Origin of the sequence: Paraburkholderia caffeinilytica (assembly GCF_051027425.1) — a bacterium.
GTDB classification, from domain to species: domain Bacteria; phylum Pseudomonadota; class Gammaproteobacteria; order Burkholderiales; family Burkholderiaceae; genus Paraburkholderia; species Paraburkholderia caffeinilytica_A.
Genome location: NZ_CP186553.1, coordinates 2,362,241 through 2,382,634, shown reverse-complemented (window position 1 = coordinate 2,382,634; position 20,394 = coordinate 2,362,241). Strand labels below are relative to the sequence as shown.

20 protein-coding genes are annotated in these 20,394 nt (G+C 62.4%); 11 read left to right on the top strand and 9 right to left on the bottom strand.

Annotation, left to right across the window (positions count from 1 at the left end):
• The gene (locus ACOSV0_RS31005) at positions 1-921 is read right to left on the bottom strand and encodes an NAD(P)H-binding protein (RefSeq protein ID WP_434111110.1); all 921 of its coding nucleotides are present in this window, start codon (positions 919-921) and stop codon (positions 1-3) included.
• Positions 922-1,129: 208 nt separating this feature from the next.
• On the opposite strand from ACOSV0_RS31005, the gene ACOSV0_RS31000 reads away from it, so the two are divergent.
• From ACOSV0_RS31000 to ACOSV0_RS30990, 3 genes are all read left to right on the top strand, one after another.
• Entirely contained in the window at positions 1,130-2,065 is a 936-nt protein-coding gene (locus ACOSV0_RS31000) for a helix-turn-helix domain-containing protein (RefSeq protein WP_434111108.1), read from the top strand.
• Positions 2,066-2,170: 105 nt separating this feature from the next.
• Positions 2,171-3,265, top strand: a complete 1,095-nt coding sequence (locus ACOSV0_RS30995; protein ID WP_434111107.1) for a triacylglycerol lipase — start codon at positions 2,171-2,173, stop codon at positions 3,263-3,265.
• A 4-nt stretch (positions 3,266-3,269) separates the two neighbouring features.
• Positions 3,270-4,322, top strand: coding sequence for a lipase secretion chaperone (locus ACOSV0_RS30990; RefSeq protein WP_434111105.1), 1,053 nt, complete (start codon positions 3,270-3,272; stop codon positions 4,320-4,322).
• A gap of 28 nt (positions 4,323-4,350) precedes the next feature.
• Here ACOSV0_RS30990 and ACOSV0_RS30985 read toward each other — a convergent pair whose 3' ends face one another.
• From ACOSV0_RS30985 to ACOSV0_RS30975, 3 genes are all read right to left on the bottom strand, one after another.
• Positions 4,351-5,181: an anti-sigma factor family protein gene (locus tag ACOSV0_RS30985; protein WP_434111103.1), complete on the bottom strand. Its 831-nt coding sequence runs from the start codon at positions 5,179-5,181 to the stop codon at positions 4,351-4,353.
• The gene (locus ACOSV0_RS30980; RefSeq protein WP_054036380.1) at positions 5,178-5,696 is read right to left on the bottom strand and encodes a sigma-70 family RNA polymerase sigma factor; all 519 of its coding nucleotides are present in this window, start codon (positions 5,694-5,696) and stop codon (positions 5,178-5,180) included. The genes ACOSV0_RS30985 and ACOSV0_RS30980 overlap by 4 nt, the downstream gene beginning before the upstream one ends.
• A gap of 142 nt (positions 5,697-5,838) precedes the next feature.
• Complete coding sequence (locus ACOSV0_RS30975) at positions 5,839-6,564, bottom strand: anti-sigma factor family protein (protein WP_434111100.1); 726 nt, start codon at positions 6,562-6,564, stop codon at positions 5,839-5,841.
• A 259-nt stretch (positions 6,565-6,823) separates the two neighbouring features.
• On the opposite strand from ACOSV0_RS30975, the gene ACOSV0_RS30970 reads away from it, so the two are divergent.
• From ACOSV0_RS30970 to ACOSV0_RS30960, 3 genes are all read left to right on the top strand, one after another.
• Positions 6,824-7,093: a DUF4148 domain-containing protein gene (locus ACOSV0_RS30970; RefSeq protein WP_434111099.1), complete on the top strand. Its 270-nt coding sequence runs from the start codon at positions 6,824-6,826 to the stop codon at positions 7,091-7,093.
• Between the two features lie 114 nt (positions 7,094-7,207).
• On the top strand, positions 7,208-8,299 hold the full coding sequence (locus ACOSV0_RS30965; RefSeq protein WP_434111097.1) for a catalase family peroxidase: 1,092 nt from the start codon (positions 7,208-7,210) through the stop codon (positions 8,297-8,299).
• Positions 8,296-8,835: a cytochrome b gene (locus ACOSV0_RS30960; RefSeq protein ID WP_434111095.1), complete on the top strand. Its 540-nt coding sequence runs from the start codon at positions 8,296-8,298 to the stop codon at positions 8,833-8,835. Before ACOSV0_RS30965 ends, ACOSV0_RS30960 begins: the two co-directional genes overlap by 4 nt.
• On the opposite strand, the gene ACOSV0_RS30955 is transcribed toward ACOSV0_RS30960, so the two are convergent.
• Positions 8,832-11,336: a GcvT family protein gene (locus tag ACOSV0_RS30955; RefSeq protein ID WP_434111093.1), complete on the bottom strand. Its 2,505-nt coding sequence runs from the start codon at positions 11,334-11,336 to the stop codon at positions 8,832-8,834. The two genes, ACOSV0_RS30960 and ACOSV0_RS30955, sit on opposite strands and share 4 nt — an antisense overlap.
• A 166-nt stretch (positions 11,337-11,502) precedes the next feature.
• Here ACOSV0_RS30955 and ACOSV0_RS30950 point away from each other — a divergent pair, with 166 nt between their 5' ends.
• The 5 genes from ACOSV0_RS30950 to ACOSV0_RS30930 all read left to right on the top strand — a co-directional run bounded on the left by ACOSV0_RS30950 (position 11,503) and on the right by ACOSV0_RS30930 (position 17,507).
• A complete protein-coding gene (locus ACOSV0_RS30950) occupies positions 11,503-11,799 on the top strand; it encodes a type II toxin-antitoxin system MqsR family toxin (RefSeq protein WP_434111092.1) in 297 nt (98 codons plus the stop codon).
• A 2-nt stretch (positions 11,800-11,801) separates the two neighbouring features.
• Positions 11,802-12,203, top strand: a complete 402-nt coding sequence (locus tag ACOSV0_RS30945) for a type II toxin-antitoxin system MqsA family antitoxin (protein ID WP_434111091.1) — start codon at positions 11,802-11,804, stop codon at positions 12,201-12,203.
• A 104-nt stretch (positions 12,204-12,307) separates the two neighbouring features.
• Complete coding sequence (locus tag ACOSV0_RS30940; RefSeq protein WP_434111089.1) at positions 12,308-13,102, top strand: DeoR/GlpR family DNA-binding transcription regulator; 795 nt, start codon at positions 12,308-12,310, stop codon at positions 13,100-13,102.
• A gap of 233 nt (positions 13,103-13,335) precedes the next feature.
• Positions 13,336-16,824 carry an SNF2-related protein gene (locus ACOSV0_RS30935; protein WP_434111087.1) on the top strand — a complete coding sequence of 1,163 codons (3,489 nt, stop codon included), beginning with the start codon at positions 13,336-13,338 and terminating at the stop codon, positions 16,822-16,824.
• A gap of 380 nt (positions 16,825-17,204) precedes the next feature.
• Complete coding sequence (locus tag ACOSV0_RS30930; protein WP_434111085.1) at positions 17,205-17,507, top strand: hypothetical protein; 303 nt, start codon at positions 17,205-17,207, stop codon at positions 17,505-17,507.
• Positions 17,508-17,846: 339 nt separating this feature from the next.
• Here the strand turns inward: ACOSV0_RS30930 and ACOSV0_RS30925 are convergent, their stop codons facing one another.
• The 4 genes from ACOSV0_RS30925 to ACOSV0_RS30910 form a co-directional block, all read right to left on the bottom strand.
• On the bottom strand, positions 17,847-18,221 hold the full coding sequence (locus ACOSV0_RS30925; RefSeq protein ID WP_434111083.1) for a DUF3564 domain-containing protein: 375 nt from the start codon (positions 18,219-18,221) through the stop codon (positions 17,847-17,849).
• 46 nt (positions 18,222-18,267) lie between these two features.
• Positions 18,268-18,594: a c-type cytochrome gene (locus ACOSV0_RS30920; protein ID WP_434115920.1), complete on the bottom strand. Its 327-nt coding sequence runs from the start codon at positions 18,592-18,594 to the stop codon at positions 18,268-18,270.
• A 468-nt stretch (positions 18,595-19,062) separates the two neighbouring features.
• The gene (gene fnr / locus ACOSV0_RS30915) at positions 19,063-19,845 is read right to left on the bottom strand and encodes a fumarate/nitrate reduction transcriptional regulator Fnr (RefSeq protein WP_434111081.1); all 783 of its coding nucleotides are present in this window, start codon (positions 19,843-19,845) and stop codon (positions 19,063-19,065) included.
• Positions 19,838-20,269: a response regulator gene (locus ACOSV0_RS30910; protein ID WP_434111079.1), complete on the bottom strand. Its 432-nt coding sequence runs from the start codon at positions 20,267-20,269 to the stop codon at positions 19,838-19,840. The genes fnr and ACOSV0_RS30910 overlap by 8 nt, the downstream gene beginning before the upstream one ends.
• Between the last annotated feature and the right edge of the window lie 125 nt (positions 20,270-20,394).

Below are 20,394 nucleotides of genomic sequence, written 5' to 3'. Positions count from 1 at the left end.
TTACTGCGCAGCTGAAGTTGCAGTTGCGCTCGACATTACCGCAGCGCGCGCCAGGATCGACGCAAACACACCCGCTAGCGGGGTCGCACCGAAGCGCCGTTCGCTGATCTCCGTTTCCACGTCGATGCGGCCCGCGTTGTGCGCGTCGTACAGATCCGTGATGAGTCGCGCGTGGTTCTCGCCGAGTCCCGCGCCCTGGAGCATGGCGGCCCACTCGCTACGCGGTACTTCGTAGGCCGTGATCTGACGGTGTGCCAATTCACCGAGCGTGCGTGCGACATCCAATGCGCTGACGCGCGTCTCACCTTCGATACTCACCACCCGCGGTGACACTTTTGGCGGTCTGTCATCGAGTAATAGTTCGGCCGCCAGCAGGCCGACGTCCTGCGCGGCAACCGTCGGAAACAACTTGCTCAACGGATGATGCAGACTCGGCAGCACGCCCTTTGCGAGCGCGATGGGCAACACGCGAGCCCAGTTGTGCATGTGTTCCGCTGCGCGCAGAAACGTCAACTGTGAGGCAATGGGCGCGAGCTGCGTTTCGAGCGTGTGGAACAGCGTCGTGATGCCCGTGCCGCTCGCGTGTTCGGCGCCATAGTCGGAGAGGGCGAGTACACGTTGCGGCGGGTTGGCGCGTAAGGCGTCGGCGCTCACGTCGATCATGCGACGCATCGTGTTCGCGGGATCGGCATCTGCGTGCGGCACCGGACACAGTAGTTGTACCGCGTACGCGCCTTCGATAGCGCGCGCTACCGAGATTGGATCGAGCAGATCGGCGACGGCGATTTCACAGCCGATTTCCGCTAGCACCGCACCTTGCTTGCCATCGCGCACGACCGCGCGCACTTCACGGCCCGCCCGGCGCAAGGCCGCCGCACTCACTCTGCCTACATTGCCTGCTGCTCCAAAGATGACGAACACGTTGGGCTCCTTCCCGGGTCTGTATGTCGCCATCTTAGGGAGGCGAGGTTAGGGAAACGCGCGGGCGTGGATTGTCGTGCGCAGATTTGGATGATTGTTTTGCTTTGTGGCGGCGCAACATGCGGGTTGAGGCGGTGCGAGCCCAAGCAAAGCCAGGAAAAACGCAGCACAATGCACACACATTGGCCGCCATCCACGAGGGGAAGCAATGAATGCCGTGACACCGATTCCGCAGCCGCACAGCGGTTCCCGCATTGCGTTGCGCTCAAGCAAGGCACTCGGCTGGCGAGGCTTTGGCGCGGAGCTGGTCAACGTGTCGGCAGGATTGCACCGGATTCCTGCGTTCAAGCATCATCGCGTGGGCGTGCATGTCGGTGCGCCGGTCAAGGCGCGTTGCATGTGCAACGAGCGCCGCTATTCGCGGATTCAGGCGCATGGCGACGCGGATGTGATTCCTGCCGGTGTGGACGGGCAGTGGACCGACGAATCCGCCTGCACGATTTTCAGCGTGTGGATCGCGGAAGAGTTTGCGCAACGGACTATCGAACAATTGGAATTGAAGACGGGCGACGCGCAGCTTCGCCCGCAATTCCAGATGCGCGATCCGCGCTTTCAGCATCTGGCCTGGGCTTTACGCGCCGAACTCGAAGCGGATGATGCGTCTGATCCGCTGTATGCAGAGAGTCTGTGTACGGCGATGGTGGTGCGGCTGATTGGCGGCGCGCCGGTGCTCGACAGGCTCGAGAACAGGCGCCGTACGCTTGCGCCGAAGACCGCCGCTCGCGTGATCGAGTTTATCGAAGCGCACCTCGATCAACGTCTCACACTCGATGAACTGGCCGCGCTCGCCGAGTTGAGCGTGCCGCATTTCAAGGTGCTGTTTCGCGAGACGCTGGGTATGCCGGTGCATCGGTATGTGGTGCAGCGGCGCGTGGAGCAGGCGAGAGCGCTATTGCTTCAAGGCAGGCTGAGCGCGAGTCAGATTGCGCTGGAAACAGGCTTCGCGCATCAGAGTCATATGGCGCATTGGATGGGACGATTGCTTGGCGTTACGCCGCGGGAGCTGGTCAGGTCAAGCTCGAATCCAGATAGCATTGTCGAACTCGAGACCTTCAATGCTCACCGCATTGCAACACTGCGATAAACCCTCAACTCGCACTGCAGCATAAGCTGTTTGGAGTTCACGCTCTATTGCCCTTCATCGATTTGTATAGCTAAATACGCGGACTTCGCAACCGGAGGCCGTTACATGTCGAAATCGAAGGGTTCTCGCATCGTTGCCTGGGCGATCGCTGCTGCTGTTGCCAATGCTCCGCTCGCCGTTCTTCTGACGCTCGCCACACCAGCCGGTATCGATCGCGCAGTCGCCGCGACCTCGAACACCGGCACCGACGATTACGCGGCAACCCGTTATCCGATCATCCTCGTACATGGCCTCACAGGGACCGACAAATATCTCGGCGTGCTCGACTACTGGTACGGCATTCAGTCCGATCTCCAGCAGCACGGCGCAACCGTGTATGTGGCGAACCTGTCGGGCTTTCAAAGCGACGACGGTCCAAACGGCCGTGGCGAACAGTTGCTTGCTTATGTGAAGCAGGTCATGGCCGCAACCGGCGCGCAGAAAGTGAACCTGATCGGCCACAGCCAGGGTGGCTTGACCTCGCGCTACGTCGCGGCGGTGGCGCCGGAACTCGTGGCTTCAGTCACCACGATCGGCACGCCGCACCGTGGCTCGGAGCTCGCCGACTTCGTGGAGGACGCCTTGCAAAAAGATCCGACCGGTCTGTCGACACCGATCATCGGCGCTTTTGCGAATATATTCGGTATCCTGACGAGTAGCAATCACAACACCAACCAGAATGCGGTAGCGGCGCTGCAAACGCTGACCACGGCGAACGCCGCGGCATACAACTTGCGCTATCCGAGCGCCGGTCTCGGTGCGCCGGGTTCGTGTCAAACCGGCGCGGCGACTGAAACCGTCAACGGTAACACGCATCTGTTGTACTCGTGGGCAGGCAGTGCGATCCAGCCGACTTCCGTGCTCGGCATTCCGGGCGCCACCGACACCAGCGTCGCGCCAATCGATCCGGCCAACGTTCTTGATCCGTCGACACTCGTTCTGTACGGCACCGGCGCGATCATGCTGAGCCGTCAGTCGGGACAGAACGACGGCCTTGTCTCGGTGTGCAGTGCGCTCTATGGCAAAGTGCTAGGCACCAGTTACAAGTGGAATCACCTCGACGAGATCAACCAGTTGCTCGGTGTGCGCGGCGCGAATGCGGCGGACCCGGTGGCGGTGATCCGCACGCAGGCCAACCGGTTGAAGACACAAGGCGTGTGAACGGATGTGGCAATGGGATCGGCAGCGCGGCAGCGCACGGAGTCAGTGGCTGATTTTTGTGGCGGTGGGCGCGGTGTCGGCCGGGGCTGCGTTGTGGCTGAACCGGCCGCCGTGGGCGCGTGATGCGTCAGCGCTGCACGCGGCGAATGCAGCGGGTTCCGCACAAACCACGCTCGCTTCGAACAAGGACCCGGCCGCGAGCATGTCGATGGCCGGTGCATTGCCCGCTTCGCTCGACGGTTCGTCGCCACCGCATCTGCCAACCGATGGCCACGGCCACCTCGCGCGCACGCGTGCGGTCCGCGACTTCTTCGATTATTTCCTGACGACGCAAAACGAAATCTCCGCGGCGGCGCTCGATGCATTGGTGCGACGCCAGATCGCCGCGCAACTCGACGGCACACCGGCCACCGATGAAGCGATAGCCGTCTGGCAGCGCTACAACGCGTATCTCATGGCGCTTGCACAAGTGCCGCAAAACGCTCCGGCTCAAAGCGGCGCAAAGCTGGACCTCGACGCGCTGCAACTCTCGCTCGACCAGCGCGACGCGTTAGGCACCCGATTGATGGGCGAATGGAACGAACCATTTTTCGGCGCTGAATCGCAGCAGCAACACACGGATCTGGCGCGCTTGCGCATCGCATCGGATGGCTCGTTGAGCGGTGCGCAAAAAACGGCGCGTCTTGCTGCACTAGACGCGGCATTGCCGCCGGAAACCCGCGCGGCTCACGAGCGCGCGCGCCAGCAACAGGCAGCACTCGATGCGATCGGTCAGGCGCAGAAGCAGGGCGGTTCGCTCGATACGCTGCGCGCGCAGATCACGCAGACACTTGGGCCGGAAGCGGCCCAACGCGTCGTACAGATGCAGCAAGCCGACGACGCCTGGCAAGCGCGCTATGCGGACTACTCGAGCCAGCGCGCGCAGATCGACAAGCAGGATTTGCCGCCTCAACAACGTGACGCGCAGATCGCGCAGCTACGCCAGCAGTTCTTCACCAATCCGAGCGACGCAATGCGTGCAGCGTCGCTCGATCGCGGCAGCGGTTCGGCAAACTGAACGCGCTGGCGCGGCGCGATGTGGCATCTCAACCCGGTGCTGCACCCGTCAACTGCGAATACACGTCATGCGACAGTTGCAACAGCACCTTGCGATCGATACCGCCTGACACCGCATAGCCAAAATCGCCGTCCACCCAGTAGAACACGTTCACTGGCCCGTCCTGATACAGCTTGAACGCGGTGGTATTCGAGTTCACCTGACGATGCGAAATGCACAGCGTCACGCGTTCGCCGTTCGGCCCGCGATACATGAATTGCGCGGTCGGCCCATCGGCGCCGGGCAAGAGGCGGCCGCCCGACAAATTGAAACCGCTCTTCGAAAGAATCGGCGGATGCACGTTCGTGCCGAGCCGGTTGGAGAGCCACTGCACGAAATCCTGTTCGTGATCGGCATTCATGTCTGCCGGACGGTCGACGGCAGGCATATAAACCACATGCGCCAGCGCGGCTTGCCGTGCGAAACCTTCCGAGCTATCCGCGCTAACGGGCCGCGTGTCCGACGCGTGGCTGGCGACCGGCGCAATGACGTCCTGCCCCATGTGCGTGCCCACGCCGATGCCCACGCCCATCACGAGCGCGGCAGCCATTCCCGCGAACTGCGGCCAGTTGGCGGCAATGCGCCAACGGCGCCCACGGGCTGGGGATGCCTGCAGGCGTTTCGGCACGGGCTCGCTCAGCACGCGGTCATAGCGTTCATGGAACATGTTGTTCAGCGAGAAATAATCGCTGACGCGTGCGGCCAACTCGGGGTTCTGTTCGAGCGCGCGCTCCACCTCGACGCGCCGTTCGTCGGACAGCGTGCCGTCCACGTATGCGTGCAGGTCTTCTTCGCCGATCGGCGTGTGTTGGTCGCTCATCGCACCACCTGTAATTTTGCACCGGGCTGCGTGCCCGCCATCAATGCCCGAAGCCGCTCGCGTCCGCGCGAAAGGCGCGACATCACCGTGCCGATCGGAATGTTCAGCGCAAGGGCCACGTCGGCGTAGCTCATTTCCTCGAGACCGACCAGCAGCACGACTTCGCGCTGTTCCATCGGCAGCCGCTGCAACGCGTAGTCGAGGTCGCGCATTTCCAGCGAACGGGTCTGATCGGACGGCACGGCAAATTCGCTTTCGTGGACGCTGTCGTCGTCGACCGCTACGTGGACGGCACGCGCCGACGCTTTGCGCGCCTGATTGGCGAACACGTTGTGCATGATCGTGAACAGCCACGCGCGCAGGTCGGTGCCGGGCTGAAACATGCCGGTGCGGCCGAGCGCGCGTTCGAGCGTGTCCTGCACCAGATCGTCGGCGAGATCGCGATTGTTGATCAGCGCTCGCGCATAGCGCCGCAAGCGCGGCACATGCTCCATCAACTCGTCACGGACATCCATTGTTTATCCCAATCGTGGGGCTTCTCGTGGGCGCCGGGTGGGCGGCCGTCGATTGAACCACCACGCGCATTCGAAGTGCAAACACACGTGGGCGCATTTTATTCCGTTGTTTTTTGCCGCGTTGCGGAAATCTGGAGAGGGCCTACCGCATGGTCATCACGTCGGCGGCGCGCATCAGGCCGTGAGTGCGGGCGTTGCCGGCCACCACGAAGCGCTGCCACCGGGCCGTCCAGGTCAGCAAGCGGATCTCGCCGATGCGATGAGCGGTCCACTGCGGCTGCGCCGGCGCCAGCAGCGCCAGCGTGGAAATCAGCACCACCGGACGGTTGTCGCCGTTCAGATAGACGAATTCGCTGGCGCGTTGGAACGGCCCGAGCGATAGCACCCTTTGATCGACCAGTCGCAAGCCGATTGCAGCCAGGTTGGGCGCGGACACGTCGGTTCGCGTCGGCGATGCGGCGGAAAACTGTGCGTCGGCGGTTTCTGCCAGCGCCATCACGGCGGCATTGTCGAGTGCCTCACGGGACACCTGGGTGGCGGCAAGCCAGCCGCTCGCGGCTGCCAGCGTCAGAACGAGCGCCCCGAATGCCTTCACCGCTTTGCCGGGGCGCCTTGCGGCCTTCAATCGGTCGAGTGCGCCGCGCCATCCTTCGGCATGGCTCGAGACGGGCTCCTCCGTGGTCTGGAAGGCTTGCTGCATCTGCGCGTTCAGCCTGCCATAGAACGCCACGCGGCGCGCCTCCGCCGGGTCTTTGCCGAGGTAGTCCCGCAGAAACGCGGCGCGTTCCGGGGTCAGCGTGCCATCGGCATAGGCCTGAATGTCGGCTTCGGAAAGCGGCGAGTCGGAGGGGGCGTCGGTCGAGGTCATGGTGTCGGCGGTCGTCGGATTTCAGCTATCGAGTGGCGAACACGCGCGGGTGTGGGTTTATTCCATATTGTCGAAGCGCGATTTACGGCGCTGTCGTCACACCGCCATGACACCGCTGAACGGCCAGGCAAACCCATCCGCGCGCTGCTTTATTCCGGGTTCGAAATATGTTTTTTCTGAGGCGGGAAAGCAGGAATAAAAGCCGCCGACTCGTGGTTTTCCTTCATGCAAACCCGCACAAAACTCTCTGGAGTTCATCATGAAGAAGATCGCTTTTGCCGCATTGTCCGTCATCGTTCTGGCCGCTTCGTCGAGCGCTTTCGCAGAAGGCAAGACACGTGCTCAGGTCTACCAGGAATTGATCGAGGCACAACAGAACGGACTCAATTACGTGACCGATTCATCGTATCCGGATGTCAATCCCGTCTTCGCACGGCAGGTCGAGCAGCACAAGCAGGCGCTCGCCGCGCAGGCGGCCGCAGCGAGCCACGTCGCGAGCGGCAGCACGACGGCAGGCAGTGCCAATTGACGATGCCGATATCCGGCGCGCACAAGGAACGGACGCGCCGGATATCGAATGGAATAGATCGCTGAATTGGGTGTTAGCCGATGAGTGCATCTTTCCGAGAGTCGAGGAGCCGTTGTGACAAAACCATCCGTTCCCAATACCGGGCCTATATGCGTGCCGTGCCGGCTCGCCGCGATCGGCGCGGTCGTGGCAGTCCTGGCAGGCGGCTTTGCTTATACGGCGGGCTGGCTGACACCGGGGCGGCTCACTGCACCGCGTTTCATCAATACGTTCGAAGCGGTGGCTGGCCAGCCGCATCCGGGCTATCGCCGTAACCACGCAAAGGGCCTGTGCGTAGCGGGCTATTTCGACAGTAACGGCGACGGTGCAGTGCTATCGCGCGCCGCGGTGTTCGCCACTGGCCGCACGCCGGTCACGGGCCGTTTTGCTGTGCCGGGCGGCAACCCGTCGGCACCCGACACCAGTTCTCCGGTGCGAAGTATGGCCTTGCTGTTCCAGTTGCAGAACGGCGAGCAATGGCGCACTGGGATGAATTCGACGCCTGTTTTTGCCGTGCATACGCCCGAGCAGTTTTATCAGCAACTGGTTGCGGCCAAACCCGATGCCGCGACCGGCAAACCGGATCCGGCGAAGCTGAAAGCGTTTTACGCCGCGAATCCGGAAACCAGGCCGTTTCAGACATGGGTGAAAGCGCATCCGCCGTCATCGAGTCTGGCGAACGCCGCGTACTACAGCATCAATGCGTTTCGTTTTACCGACAGCGCCGGCAATACCCGCGCGGTGCGCTGGGCGATGGTGCCCGAAACGCCGTATGCGCCGATCACCGACGCGCAAAAGGCCGAGAAGAATTTCCTCGCGGCCGACCTCGATCAACGTCTGCAAAGCGGGCCGTTGCGCTGGCATCTGATCCTGACGGTCGCGCAACCCGGCGACCCCACCGACGACGCAACGATGCAATGGCCCGACGATCGTCAGCAGATCGACGCGGGCACGCTGGTGATTGACCACACGACGTCGCAGGAAGACGGCGCCTGCCGCGATGTCAATTTCGATCCCACCATTTTGCCGGCCGGGATCAAACCGTCGGACGATCCATTGCTCGCCGCGCGCTCAGCGGCCTACGCGCTGTCGTACAAGCGCCGCACGCGAGAAGAAGCGCTGCATCCGGCGATTCATGAAATGCAAACAAACGGAGGTCGGTCATGAAGCCGGCGCACGCACATTTCACCCCGCTCGCGCGCATCCTGCATTGGGCGATGGCGCCGCTGATCATCGCCATGCTGTTCATCGGCGTGGGCATGGTTACGACCGTGGCGCATGCGCATAACACGCTGATCGCGATTCACAAGCCGCTCGGCATTGCGCTGCTGTTGCTGGTGATACTGCGCGCGAGCGTGCGGATCCAGCGCGGCACGCCGCCGTTGCCGGACGATATGCCGGCGCCGCAACGCATCGCTGCCAAGGCTTCGCATCTTGTCCTCTACGCGCTGATGGCGGCCATGCCGTTGATCGGCTGGGCGATGCTATCCGCAGCGGGATATCCGATCACGCTATATGGCCCGCTGCATTTGCCGCCGATCGCTCCGCATAACGTCGAGTTGTTCGCGATACTGCGCGCATTGCATACCTGGCTCGCATTCGCGCTGTTCGCCACGGTGCTGTTGCATCTCGCGGCGGCGCTGTTTCATGGTTTGATCCGCCGCGATGGCGTGTTTTCGAGTATGGCGCGCGGCGGACGTTAGCGCTTCACCCGTTCCGAGCGCGGATCGTAGGGCGCTTTGAGATGTACGGTGGCCGGCAGCAGGTCGCCGGCCACGTCGAACTCGTAGCGGCCGCTGCTCAAATATGCGGTGTCCGCCGCGCCTTCCGGATTGTTGATGTAGCCCATCGCCACCGGGCAGCCGAACGTATGGCCGAAGGCCGCCGAGCTGACGAAGCCGACCGGTTTGCCGTCGCGCAGGATCGCCTCGCCGCCCCACAGCATGCGATCGGCGGCGCCGTCGGCGGTGAGCACGACCATGCGTCGGCGCAGCGGTTCCGCGCGCAGTTTCAGCAAGGCCTCGCGGCCACGGAACGGAATGTCTTTATCGAGCTTGCAGGCGAACGAGAGACCCGCTTCGAACGGGTTCGAGTCCGGCGTCAGTTCGCGGCCCCATGCGCGATAGCCTTTCTCGATACGCAGCGAATCGATGGCGTAATAGCCCGCATTGACGAGGCCGAACGGTTGGCCCGCTGCCTGCAGCGTCTCGTAGACGCCCGCCGCGAACTCGACCGGCACGTACAGTTCCCAGCCTAGTTCGCCGACGTAAGTGAGCCGCGTGGCGCGCACCGTTGCATAGCCGATGTCCACTTCACGGCTCTGGCCGAACGGAAATGTCGCATTGTTCCAGTCTGCCTTCGAGACGCTCTGCAGCAGTTCGCGCGAGCGCGGACCCATCACCGCCAGCACCGCGGTTTGGCCGGTGACGTCGACCAGCGTGCAGTGCTTGTCGTGCGGGATCGATTTTTCGATGTAGTCGAAATCGCGTGTGGTCTGGGCCGAGCCGGAGACGATGAGGTATTGATCGTCGGCGAGGCGGGTCAGCGTGAAATCGGACTCGTAGGTGCCGCGTTCGTTGAGCATGCCGGTGTAGACGGTGGTGCCGGTCGGCACGGCCACATCGTTGGTGACGATGCCTTGCAGCACGCTTTGCGCGTCACGTCCCTTTACGAGGAATTTCGAAAACGAGGTCATGTCGAACAGCGCCACGCCTTCGCGGCAGGCACGATGCTCGGCGCCGCTCCACGGCAGCCAGTTCTGCTGACCGAAGGCGTAGTCGATCTTCGCTTCAGCCACGCTTGGCGCGAAAAAATTCGGACGCTCCCAGCCCATCTTGCTGCCAAAGCTCGCGCCCTGGTCGCGCAGCATCGGGTAAAGCGGCGAGCGGCGAAACGGGCGTGCGGTATCGAGTTCGCGGTTCGGCCAGGGCATGGCGTAGTGCAGACCAAGCGTTTCCTTCACGCGGTCGTGTAGCCAGGTGTCGTTGCCATTGAAGCGCGCGAAACGGCGAATGTCGACCGGCCACAGGTCCATGGTCGGCGTGCCGGCCACGATCCATTCGGCGAGCGCCATGCCGGCGCCGCCGGCCGACGCGATGCCCATCGAATTGAAACCCGCGCCGACGAAAAAGCGCCGCAATTCCGGCGCTTCGCCGAGCATGAAGTTGTTGTCCGGCGTGAACGACTCCGGGCCGTTGTAGAACTGCTTCACTTGCGCGGTTTCGAGTGCGGGCACGCGCCGAAGTGCATTTTCCATCAGGATTTCGAACTGATCCCAGTCGTCGGGCAACAACTGGAATTCGAAATTGTCCGGAATGCCGTTCATCCCCCATGGCTTCGCGTTCGGCTCGAAACCGCCCATCACGAGGCCGCCCACTTCTTCCTTGAAATAGATGAAGCCGTCCGGATCGCGCATCACCGGCAGGTCGGGATGCACGCCGGCAATGCGTTCGGTGACGATGTAGTAGTGCTCGGCCGAATGCAACGGCACGGTCACGCCGCACAGGCGGCCAACCGCTTTGGCCCACTGGCCTGCGCAATTCACAACGATATCCGCGCCGATCGTGCCTTCTTCGCTGTCCTTGTTGCGCCACGCGAGGCCGCTGACTTCGCGTGCGCCGGTCGTGGCGTTTGTCTTGTCTTCGAGGGCGGTGCGCGTGTGAATTGCCGTGACGCGGGTGTTTTCGACGATGCGTGCGCCGCGTGTGCGGGCGCCGCGGGCGAGGGCTTGAGTCAGATCGGTGGGATTCGCTTTGCCGTCGCCCGGCAGCCAGACGGCGCCGAGCAGGTCGTCAGTGCGCATCACCGGCCACAGGTCGCCGGCTTCCTGCGGGCTGATCACGTCGCACGCCACGCCGTACGCGCGTGCGACGGCGGCGGTGCGCTTGAGCTGCGTCATCCGCTCGGCCGTGCGGGCTACCGAGAGCGAACCGCATTGCTTCCAGCCGGTTGCGAGACCGGTATCGGCTTCGAGTTCGGCGTAGAGGGCGGTCGAGTAGCGGATCAGTTTGGTCATGCTTTCCTGCGCGCGCAGCTGGCCGACGAGGCCGGCCGCGTGCCAGGTCGTGCCGCATGACAACTGGCCCTGTTCGAGCAGAACCACATCGGTCCAACCCAGCTTCGTGAGGTGGTAGGCGACCGAGCAACCAATGATGCCGCCGCCAATGATGACGACGCGGGCGTGGGTAGGAATGGACGTGGACATTAGTGGAAATATGTTGAATTAGCGTGTGTAGATTGCGACAAAATTTGGCAAAAAGCAACGATCTATTTGGTTAATACCCGATCAAAGGACAGGCGGATCTGTTGGCAGCAGATGGCACCACTACCTTTTTATAACCAAGTAGGTTAATATCGATCGGGGGATAAGGTTGGAAAAAAGTACACCTCACTGCACATTGGCAGATGCCCAGGACCTGGCGCGAGCAGGGAAGATCAGGATCACGAAATCGGCTGTGATTGGCGCTGCAGCCCTTGGTCTCGGGCCTGCTGCAATCGTGGAAACATTGATGTCGCTTGATCGGCGGAGCTTTCGAAAAAGCATGACCACGTACGCAGACCATCGGGTCTGGCAGGACGTCTATTGCGCCATGACCGAAGCAGGCATGGTCTATCTGAAATTGACGGTGGTCGATGACGTCCTCGTCGTGTCATTCAAGGAGTGTTGAGCATGAAATGCCCAAACTGCGGAGCGGCCGAACTGGTGCGCGATACGCGCAATATGCGCTATGTCTACAAGGGGGAGACGGCCGTCTTCGAAGCCGTCACGGGCGACTATTGCCCGGCGTGCGAAGAAGCGGTGCTCGACATGGATGAGGCGACCCGTACCGGTCAGATGATGCTGGCCTTCAACAAGGAGGTGAATGCATCGCAAGTGGATCCCGCATTCATCGCCGCCGTACGCAAAAAGCTTGAACTGGACCAGCGCGAAGCAGCGGAGATTTTTGGCGGCGGTGTGAACGCTTTTTCGCGGTATGAGAATGGCAAAACCCGGCCGCCGCTCGCGCTCATCAAACTGTTGAAAGTGCTGGACCGGCATCCGGAGTTGCTGGCGGAAGTGAAGGCCGGTTGAGCTGTGTTGTACAGTGTGTGGGTTTGTATGGAAATGCGTTGGGTTTTATTGGCGCAATATGAGGGTGTTTGCTAGACTGAGGCCGTCATCCCGGTCTCCAGCCTATGTTCTCCACTCAACGCCAAGCCGAAATCCTGCGACTCGTCCACGAGCAGCGCACCTGCACGATCACCGATCTCGCCGGCCGCTTCGAGGTTTCGGACGAGACCATCCGCCGCAATATCAAGCCCCTGATCGCCGATGGCCTGCTCATTAAAGTCCACGGCGGCATCATGCTGCCCGAGCGGCTCGACGAGCCGCCGTTCCAGCGGCGCATGGTGGCAAGCCGCGAAGGCAAACAGGCCATCGGCGCGCGCATCAGCGAACTCGTGCGGGACGGCGACTCGCTGATCCTCGAGGGCGGTACGACCTGCCTGCATATCGCCCAGGCGCTTGCCGCTCGCTCGCGGCTCACGGTGGTGACCAATTCGATCGAAGTTGCCCGCGTGCTGGCGCCGCGCAACGGTAATCGGGTGTTCATCGCAGGGGGCGAACTGCGCGCCGACGACTCGGCCGCATTCGGCGACAGCGTGCTTGCTTTCCTGCGGCAGTTCCACGTGCGCTACGCGATCGTCTCGGTCACCGCAATCGACATGCAGGGCCGTTTCATGGACGCATTGCCCGCCGACGTGGCGTTTTCACTCGCCGCCTTTGCGCAGGCCGAGCGGCGCGTGGTCGCGGCGGATCATGCGAAATTCGGGCATAGCGCGCTCGTCCACGCCTTCGGTCCAGATGCGGTCGATCTGCTGGTCACCGACCGGGCACCGGTTCCCGCACTTGCCCAGGCGTTTGCTACAGCGGGTCTGGAAGTCAGCGTCGGGGAATCTGCGCAAGGTGGCGCCGAGCCGGAGACACGGTAGTCGCGTCGCCCATCTGCTACCGCTCCACACTAGCCCAGGCCACGTTTTTCGCGTCTTACGCCGCCTTCAACGCCGTCGTCACAACCCATTGCGTCCAACGCGTAAAATGGCGGGTTACCACGGGCAATCTATGCAAGACCGTACTACGCGGGCAGTTGCCATTCATCGCCTGCCGCGTCGTTTCTGCGTCCGCGCATAGTCGCTTTCGCCGGCTTGAAAAGGAATGGACCCTGATGTCGTCAGTTTTCTTCGATCGGGAACGGATTACAGAATGGCTGGGTGACCACACCGTTGCCAAGGCGCGCTCAGTCGGCGCGGTCACGAAGGTGGAGTGGCGCGGCGATACGCTCAGCGGCGACGTACAAGGCACACAACCCCAACCCTACCGTGCGCGGGTCCGATTTCGTACCGATGGCGGTTCGCCGTGGGCGCAGAGCGACTGCAGCTGCCCGGTTGGCCGCAACTGCAAGCATGTCGCCGCGCTGCTGCTCGCCGAGCTCGAGTATCACGACGAGATGGACCACATCACCAACGTCGACATTGACGCTGATGAACATCCGTCCGCCGATTACCGGCAAACTCAGCAAACTCAGCAGACGCGCTTCGGGTCGGCAGCGCCGCCGCAGTCCGGCGTGCGTCCCGAACTGGTGAGCTGGCTCGAGCGTTTTCGCGCGCGTGCCGAGGCGGCCGATGCGGTGGCCCAGCAGGCAGGTTCCGTACGGACGCAAACGCTGGCCTATCTCCTGAACTGGTCCGACTTCCACATGCGCCACGAGGTTGTGCTGTACCGGGCGCGCTGCAATCCGGACGGCACGATTGTCGACATCGACGAGCCGTGGGGCAATGTGGAAGCGGCGCTGCTCAAGCAACCCCGATTCGTTTCCGACGAAGACCTGTCGATCCTGCGCGGTCTGTGGCTGGGGCGCTCGCGCGAGGACTTCGGCCAGTTCATTCTGCGCGGCACGAGCGGCGCGGAGATGCTGCAAAAGCTGATCGCCACGGAGCGCCTGTTCTTCGAGTTCAAACCGGCGCCGGGTTACGAGGGGCCGACGCCGCTGTCGCGCGGCGCCGACCGGCCCGGCCGGATCGAATGGGAGCCGCTGGCGGACGAACGCCTGCGGCCCGTGCTGTGCACCGAGCCGCGCGCCACCATGGTGCTGCCCACCGAGCCGGTCTGGTATGTGGATGGTGTCGCGAATGAAGCGGGCATCGTCGAGTCTTCGTTGCCGTTCCAGCAGTTGCCCGATTACCTCGCCATGCCGCCGATCTCGCTCGCCGAAGCGCCGCTCGTCGCCTCGGTGTTGCGCGAGATCGCGCCCGATCTGCCGCTGCCGCCCACGCAGGATGCGTCCTCGATCCGTGTGATCGACGTCGATCCCGTGCCGGTGCTCACGCTCAACAGCCATGCGCTGCCTTCTACGGTCAAGACGGGGCAGCGCAAGTCCGAGGCCGTCGAGCTGGCCGGCGTGAGCTTCGATTACGACGGCGTCAGCATCAATGTCGACAGTAGCGTCACGCTTGTGCCGATGCCGGGCGGCGACGTCATCCATATTCGCCGGCGTTATGAAGCCGAAAAGAAGCGCCTGCTCGAACTGCGTAAGACCGGCTTGCAGAAAGTCCCGACCAGCCGCGTGATCGCATCGCGGCTTCTGCCCGACACGATGCTCGGCCTGCCCGATGCCGAAGCCTGGTCCGCGTTCGTCAACGACGCGGTGCCGGACCTCGTGAGCAAAGGCTGGCGTGTGACGATGGCGCCGGCGTTCCGCTACAACATCATCGAAATCGACGCGATCGACGGCACTGCGCATCAGGCGGGCGACGGCTGGTTCGATCTGGAGATGGGCATCCGCATCGGCGAGCGCAATGTGCGGCTCGAACCGCTGCTCGCCGATCTGTTCCGGCGCGACCGGCGCTGGCTTGGCGGCGCGCTTGAAACCATCGCCGACAATGAACCGATCGAGCTGAAGACCGAAGAAAACAAACGTCTGCGTCTGCGCGCCGACCGGTTGAAACCGGTGGTGCGCGTGCTGGTCGACCTGTTCGACGCACTGGGCGGCGCGTTAGCCGACGGCGCGCCGCTGCGCGTGCCGTCCGTCGATGCAGGCCGGCTCGAAGCGCTGAACAGCACCGGCCGCTGGCAATTCCAGGGCGACGACTCGATCCGCCAGTTGGCGCTGCGTTTGCAGGCCGGCCCAGGCTTGCACGAGGTGCCGGTGCCGCGTGGCCTGAAGGCGGAGCTGCGCGCGTATCAGCAACAGGGTCTGAACTGGATGCAGTTCCTGCGCGAACACGATCTGGCCGGCGTGCTCGCCGACGATATGGGTCTCGGCAAGACCGTGCAGACGCTCGCGCACATCCTCGCGGAGAAAGAAGCCGGACGGCTCGACCGTCCCGTGCTGATCGTCGTGCCGACCACGCTCGTGCATAACTGGCGCGAGGAAGCGCGGCGCTTCGCCCCCGAACTGAAAGTGCTGGTATTGAACGGCCCGCAGCGCAAGGAGCGCTTCGAACAGATCGGCCAGCACGAACTGATTCTCACGACTTACGCGCTGCTGTGGCGCGATCAGAAGGTGCTCGCCGAGCACGACTATCATCTGCTGATCCTCGACGAGGCGCAGTACGTCAAGAATGCCTCCACCAAGGCCGCGCAGGCGATTCGCGGATTGCGCGCGCGGCATCGGCTGTGTTTGACGGGCACGCCGCTGGAAAATCATCTTGGCGAACTGTGGTCGCAGTTCGACTTTCTGTTGCCGGGTTTTCTCGGCAGTCAGAAAGACTTCACGAGGCGCTGGCGCAATCCGATCGAGAAGAACGGCGACGGCGTGCGCCGCGCGCTGCTGGCACGCCGCATCCGGCCGTTCATGCTGCGCCGTCGTAAGGACGAGGTCGCGAAAGAGTTGCCCGCCAAGACCACGATCGTCTGTTCAGTCGACCTGGAAGGCGCGCAGCGCGATCTATACGAAACCGTGCGTACGGCGATGCAGGAGCGGGTGCGCGCGGCGGTCAGTGCGCAGGGCCTCGCGCGCAGCCACATTATCGTGCTCGATGCCCTGTTGAAACTGCGTCAGGTCTGCTGCGATCCGCGCCTCGTGCGGAAAATCAGGGTTGACGAGAATCAGGATGACGAGGGCGAGAAGCGCTACAAAGTGGAAAAAACGGAGCGAGCCGAAAAGAGCGCGCGCGTCACGCGGTCGGCCAAGCTCGATTTGCTCCTGTCGATGCTGCCTGAACTGATCGAGGAAGGACGGCGCGTGCTGCTGTTCTCGCAGTTCACCGGCATGTTGTCGCTGATAGCCGAAGCGATCGAGGAAGCCGCGATCCCCTATGTGATCCTGACCGGCGACACGACGGACCGCATCACGCCGGTCGAGCGCTTCCAGCAGGGCGAGGTGCCCTTATTCCTGATCAGTCTGAAGGCGGGCGGCGTGGGCTTGAATCTCACCGCCGCGGATACGGTGATTCACTACGACCCGTGGTGGAACCCCGCCGCCGAGAATCAGGCAACCGACCGCGCGCACCGGCTGGGGCAGGACAAACCGGTGTTCGTCTACAAACTGATTGCCGCGGGCAGCATCGAAGAAAAAATCGTGGAGCTGCAGGAGCAGAAGGCGGGTCTCGCCGACAGCATTCTCTCCGAGGACGCCGCCGGTGCGACCAAGTTCTCGGACGACGATCTCGACGCGCTATTCGCGCCGATGCCCGAAATTGAGAACGGCAGATAAGCCAATCGCGCTACGCACGCCCAGAAAGACGCACTCGATATACGTCTGAGGCGTACACCGTGCCTCAGACGGACGTTGCCAACTTGCCGGGAGTGAGACGAAACGCCGGCAGTGCGTCATCGCATGTGTGGTGGCACTGCGGCGGGACGGTTGATCTACCCGGTTAGCCGCAGCCGCGAAACGTCGGATTCGCAGCCAGGTACGACAGCGGCAGCGTATTCACCGTTGATACAAATCAATTCACGCGCGAGGAATGCGCTGATGATTAATGTGTGACTGCCGTCAGTCCAGGTGGGACGCGTCTTCGCGTAGTTCCGGACGAGGTCGGAATTATTGCTTGACGCCTGACTTTCCTGCGGAGGCGACCTATGGGAGTCGGCATGAAAATTACGTATCTCGGTTTTGCTGGCTCTCCAGCCATCGAAGCCGAGGCTGGCGTGCGGTTAGTGCGTCTGGAGCGATTCAGGGAATTCCTTTCCGGTTGCAACCTGACCGTCGAAGCGATACGCAACAGTCCGTTGCATGGCAATCCGGTTGATCTTCTCTATGACGCGCGTCTCGATCTGATAATCCGCACAAATGACCTGATTACGGTTGAGCACTGCCTCAATGAGAACCCGGGCATAGCGCTCAGGGCAGCATTCGACGCGGCAGAGCGGAGACTCGAACAGATGTTGCACTGACTGAGCCGCTAATCCGCCATGAGGCCTGCCATGCGGAGGACATTCGCAACCGGTTTAGGAGAGGGGGCATGTACAAAGATATTCTGGTTCTCCGCTTGTGGGCTGGCTCCTGGTGGTCATGGTGCGTATACCGGCGCGTCCGGACTCTGGCGCGAGAACGGTGACTGCCGCAAGGCAGACACGACGGAACGGGTGTCTGCGATGAATCGGCGTGGGTGTGTATGACGACTATGACGGCCAGGCTGACAGTGCACTTGATTCACAGTGTGCCTGACGCCATCGGGATTGGCAGTCGTTTCCACAGTAGCGCCTCATGCCGATGGCAATGCCGGACAGTGTTCACAGGTTGTCGTCGGCTGCGAAGATGCCGTTTTCCGGCTCCATGTTCTCGTTGTCAACGCATTGCACGTGCCAATGGCCCGTCTTCGGCGATCTGCCCGCATCGGGGCACCATTGTGCGCGTCCGGTTTCGCCCTCGAACGGTCCAGCCGTGGCGTTCAGGTCGAGCCCTTCGAGTACGCAGCAGGGCGTCGAATTATGCGGGCCGCAAACCAGCGTGTTGCCGCAGTCGACGTGCAAGGCGCCCCATTCGGGCAGTTCGAGCCCCATATGACCCTCGCGTGACCATTGACGTTTTTCGTTGTCGAGCCACAGGATGGCAAACGCCATCGGATTGACACGGTCGAATGTGTCGAGGTGAATGGTGAGGCGCATGAGGTTCTCCATACATTCCACTAACATGTGAAAACGAGCCTGGAGGCTATTGACTCAAAACCCAGCGGATCAACGTGTGAGCGTCTTCGGGTGTCAACGGGCCGCCGCGATCCGCCGGTAGCGGCATGGCCATGTCGCCCCAGTGGGCCTTGCCGCCGAGTCTCAACTTGTGCTCGAGCATCACGCTGGCGTTTGGCACGTCGCGATAGCGTTCCGCGATCTGCTGAAACGAAGGCGCGAGGAAAGGCGCATCACGGGTGTGGCAGAACATGCAATGCTGCTGATCGACCAGCGCCGTTGGCTCGGACTGGGCAAGCGCTGCGCCGCTTGCCGCCAGCAACAGCGCAAGTGTGCTTGCGGTGAGATAGCGCAGGGGCGGGGCATTCACGATACACACTCCAGGACAGGTTCTAGGCTCAGTGTAGAGCCGCCGCCGCCGTTGCGATTGACTCACGTCAAACCGATGTTTCGCGTTGCGTTCATTCAGGGTCTCCTGCGCGTTTTCAGGATCGGCCGAACCGTGCATGCACTGCCGGTTGTCGGATCACGTGTCGTCAAGCCATCGTGTCAGACAGCCTTATGCGTGGCTTGACTCAGATCAAGCGCTGGCGGTCCTGTTGCGGTGACATGACTGGACGGGTTTAATGCGCTGCCTGTTGTCCGGCCCGCTGTCGCGGTCCTGCGGTGCGCGCCACGACCTGCTAAAACGCAGCGTGCGCCGGCATAAAAAAGAGGCGGCTAACAACGCCGCCCGAACACGCTTCCGCTTTCCACGGATCGCTGTTAAAACTCCGTGCGGCTGAAGCTGCGCCGCAGCACGCCATGCATCTCATCTTGGGGACTAGACGCGCGCGAGGCCTTCGAGATCAAGAATCCTGATCTGCTTGCCGCGCGTATCGACCAAACCGTCTTTCTGGAACTTCGAAAACATGCGGCTGACAGTTTCGAGTTTCATCCCGAGGTAGCTGCCGATCTCCTCGCGCGTCATGCGCAAATTGAATTCCGCCGGCGAATAACCGCGTGTTTTGAGCCTTTCTGACAGGTTCAGCAGGAATGCGGCGACCCGCTGGTCGGCGGACATCGTGCCGAGCAGCATCATCAGTGTTGCCTCGCGAACGATCTCGCCGCCCATCAGACGATGGACGTGCTGCTGCACCACCTTCACCTCGCGGCACATGACTTCGAGCAGGTGAAACGGGATGATGCAGACGCTGCTGTCCTCGATGGCGATCGCGTCGCAGCTGTGCCGGCCCGAGCAGATACCGTCGAGACCGAGCGAATCGCCGGCCAGATGAAAGCCGGTGACCTGCTCCCGGCCGTCCCGATGCATGACAACGGTCTTGAATGAGCCGGCACGCACCGCGTAGAGGCTCTGGAACGAATCATTGGCGCGATATAGCGATTCCCCATGTTTGATCGTGCGCGAAACGCACACCATCGATTCCATGCGCTCCAGTTCGGCTTGCGTCAGGCCTTGTGGCATGCAGATCGAGCGCAGCGCGCAACTCGAGCAGCGTGCTGCCGAGCGGCACGGGACTGGCGCTGCGAGTACGGAATGGCCTGACGCGGGGAGCGGGACACGTTGAAGCGGTTTGATTTCCGAATATTCTGCGACGTCAGACATGGTGTGCTCCTGTGTAAGTGAGGCCACGTGTGTTCCGTTCGTGGGCGATCTGCTTGATCGCGTTGCATGCAAGATCAAATTCGCTCGTCTTGTCGAAGAAGTACTGCGCGCCGGCCGCGAGGCACGCCTGCCTGAACCAGGCACTCGAATGATTCGTCAGCACGATCGTGATCACCGGCGGCGTGCTGCGTGCGAGGCTATGCAGCAGTTCCAAACCGGTGCCGCCGGTCAGGCGAAAATCCACGACCACGACATCGGTTCCGGTGGCGTTGATACCGGCGAGGGCGGTACCTGATTCCTCGGCTTCGCCGACGATCTCGACACCGTCGATTGCGCGGAAGCGCGTCGCCATCCGCCGTCTGATCGGGATCGTGTCTTCAACGAGGAAGACGCGCAGTGTTTGCTGGGACGGGCTTGAGTTCATGGCTCGAAGTATCGGCCGCGCTGTCTCAAAATAAAATCGGCGGCGAGCGAACTTCGGGTAGGCGAGCGTGAAGGCGTGTAGGGAATTTCCTACACGCGGCGAACGCGAGGACGGATATTGCGGAA

Bases quoted from the DNA above. Each gene is read 5' to 3' on its own strand.
- ACOSV0_RS30960 (WP_434111095.1), top strand. From the start codon at position 8,296: ATGAAGCCGGCGCACGCACATTTCACCCCGCTCGCGCGCATCCTGCAT.
- ACOSV0_RS30935 (WP_434111087.1), top strand. From the start codon at position 13,336: ATGTCGTCAGTTTTCTTCGATCGGGAACGGATTACAGAATGGCTGGGT.
- ACOSV0_RS30990 (WP_434111105.1), top strand. From the start codon at position 3,270: ATGTGGCAATGGGATCGGCAGCGCGGCAGCGCACGGAGTCAGTGGCTG.
- ACOSV0_RS30940 (WP_434111089.1), top strand. From the start codon at position 12,308: ATGTTCTCCACTCAACGCCAAGCCGAAATCCTGCGACTCGTCCACGAG.
- ACOSV0_RS30930 (WP_434111085.1), top strand. From the start codon at position 17,205: ATGAAAATTACGTATCTCGGTTTTGCTGGCTCTCCAGCCATCGAAGCC.
- ACOSV0_RS30955 (WP_434111093.1), bottom strand. From the start codon at position 11,336: ATGTCCACGTCCATTCCTACCCACGCCCGCGTCGTCATCATTGGCGGC.
- ACOSV0_RS30970 (WP_434111099.1), top strand. From the start codon at position 6,824: ATGAAGAAGATCGCTTTTGCCGCATTGTCCGTCATCGTTCTGGCCGCT.
- fnr (WP_434111081.1), bottom strand. From the start codon at position 19,845: ATGTCTGACGTCGCAGAATATTCGGAAATCAAACCGCTTCAACGTGTC.
- ACOSV0_RS30945 (WP_434111091.1), top strand. From the start codon at position 11,802: ATGAAATGCCCAAACTGCGGAGCGGCCGAACTGGTGCGCGATACGCGC.
- ACOSV0_RS30995 (WP_434111107.1), top strand. From the start codon at position 2,171: ATGTCGAAATCGAAGGGTTCTCGCATCGTTGCCTGGGCGATCGCTGCT.
- ACOSV0_RS30975 (WP_434111100.1), bottom strand. From the start codon at position 6,564: ATGACCTCGACCGACGCCCCCTCCGACTCGCCGCTTTCCGAAGCCGAC.
- ACOSV0_RS30925 (WP_434111083.1), bottom strand. From the start codon at position 18,221: ATGCGCCTCACCATTCACCTCGACACATTCGACCGTGTCAATCCGATG.
- ACOSV0_RS31000 (WP_434111108.1), top strand. From the start codon at position 1,130: ATGAATGCCGTGACACCGATTCCGCAGCCGCACAGCGGTTCCCGCATT.
- ACOSV0_RS30910 (WP_434111079.1), bottom strand. From the start codon at position 20,269: ATGAACTCAAGCCCGTCCCAGCAAACACTGCGCGTCTTCCTCGTTGAA.
- ACOSV0_RS30980 (WP_054036380.1), bottom strand. From the start codon at position 5,696: ATGGATGTCCGTGACGAGTTGATGGAGCATGTGCCGCGCTTGCGGCGC.
- ACOSV0_RS30985 (WP_434111103.1), bottom strand. From the start codon at position 5,181: ATGAGCGACCAACACACGCCGATCGGCGAAGAAGACCTGCACGCATAC.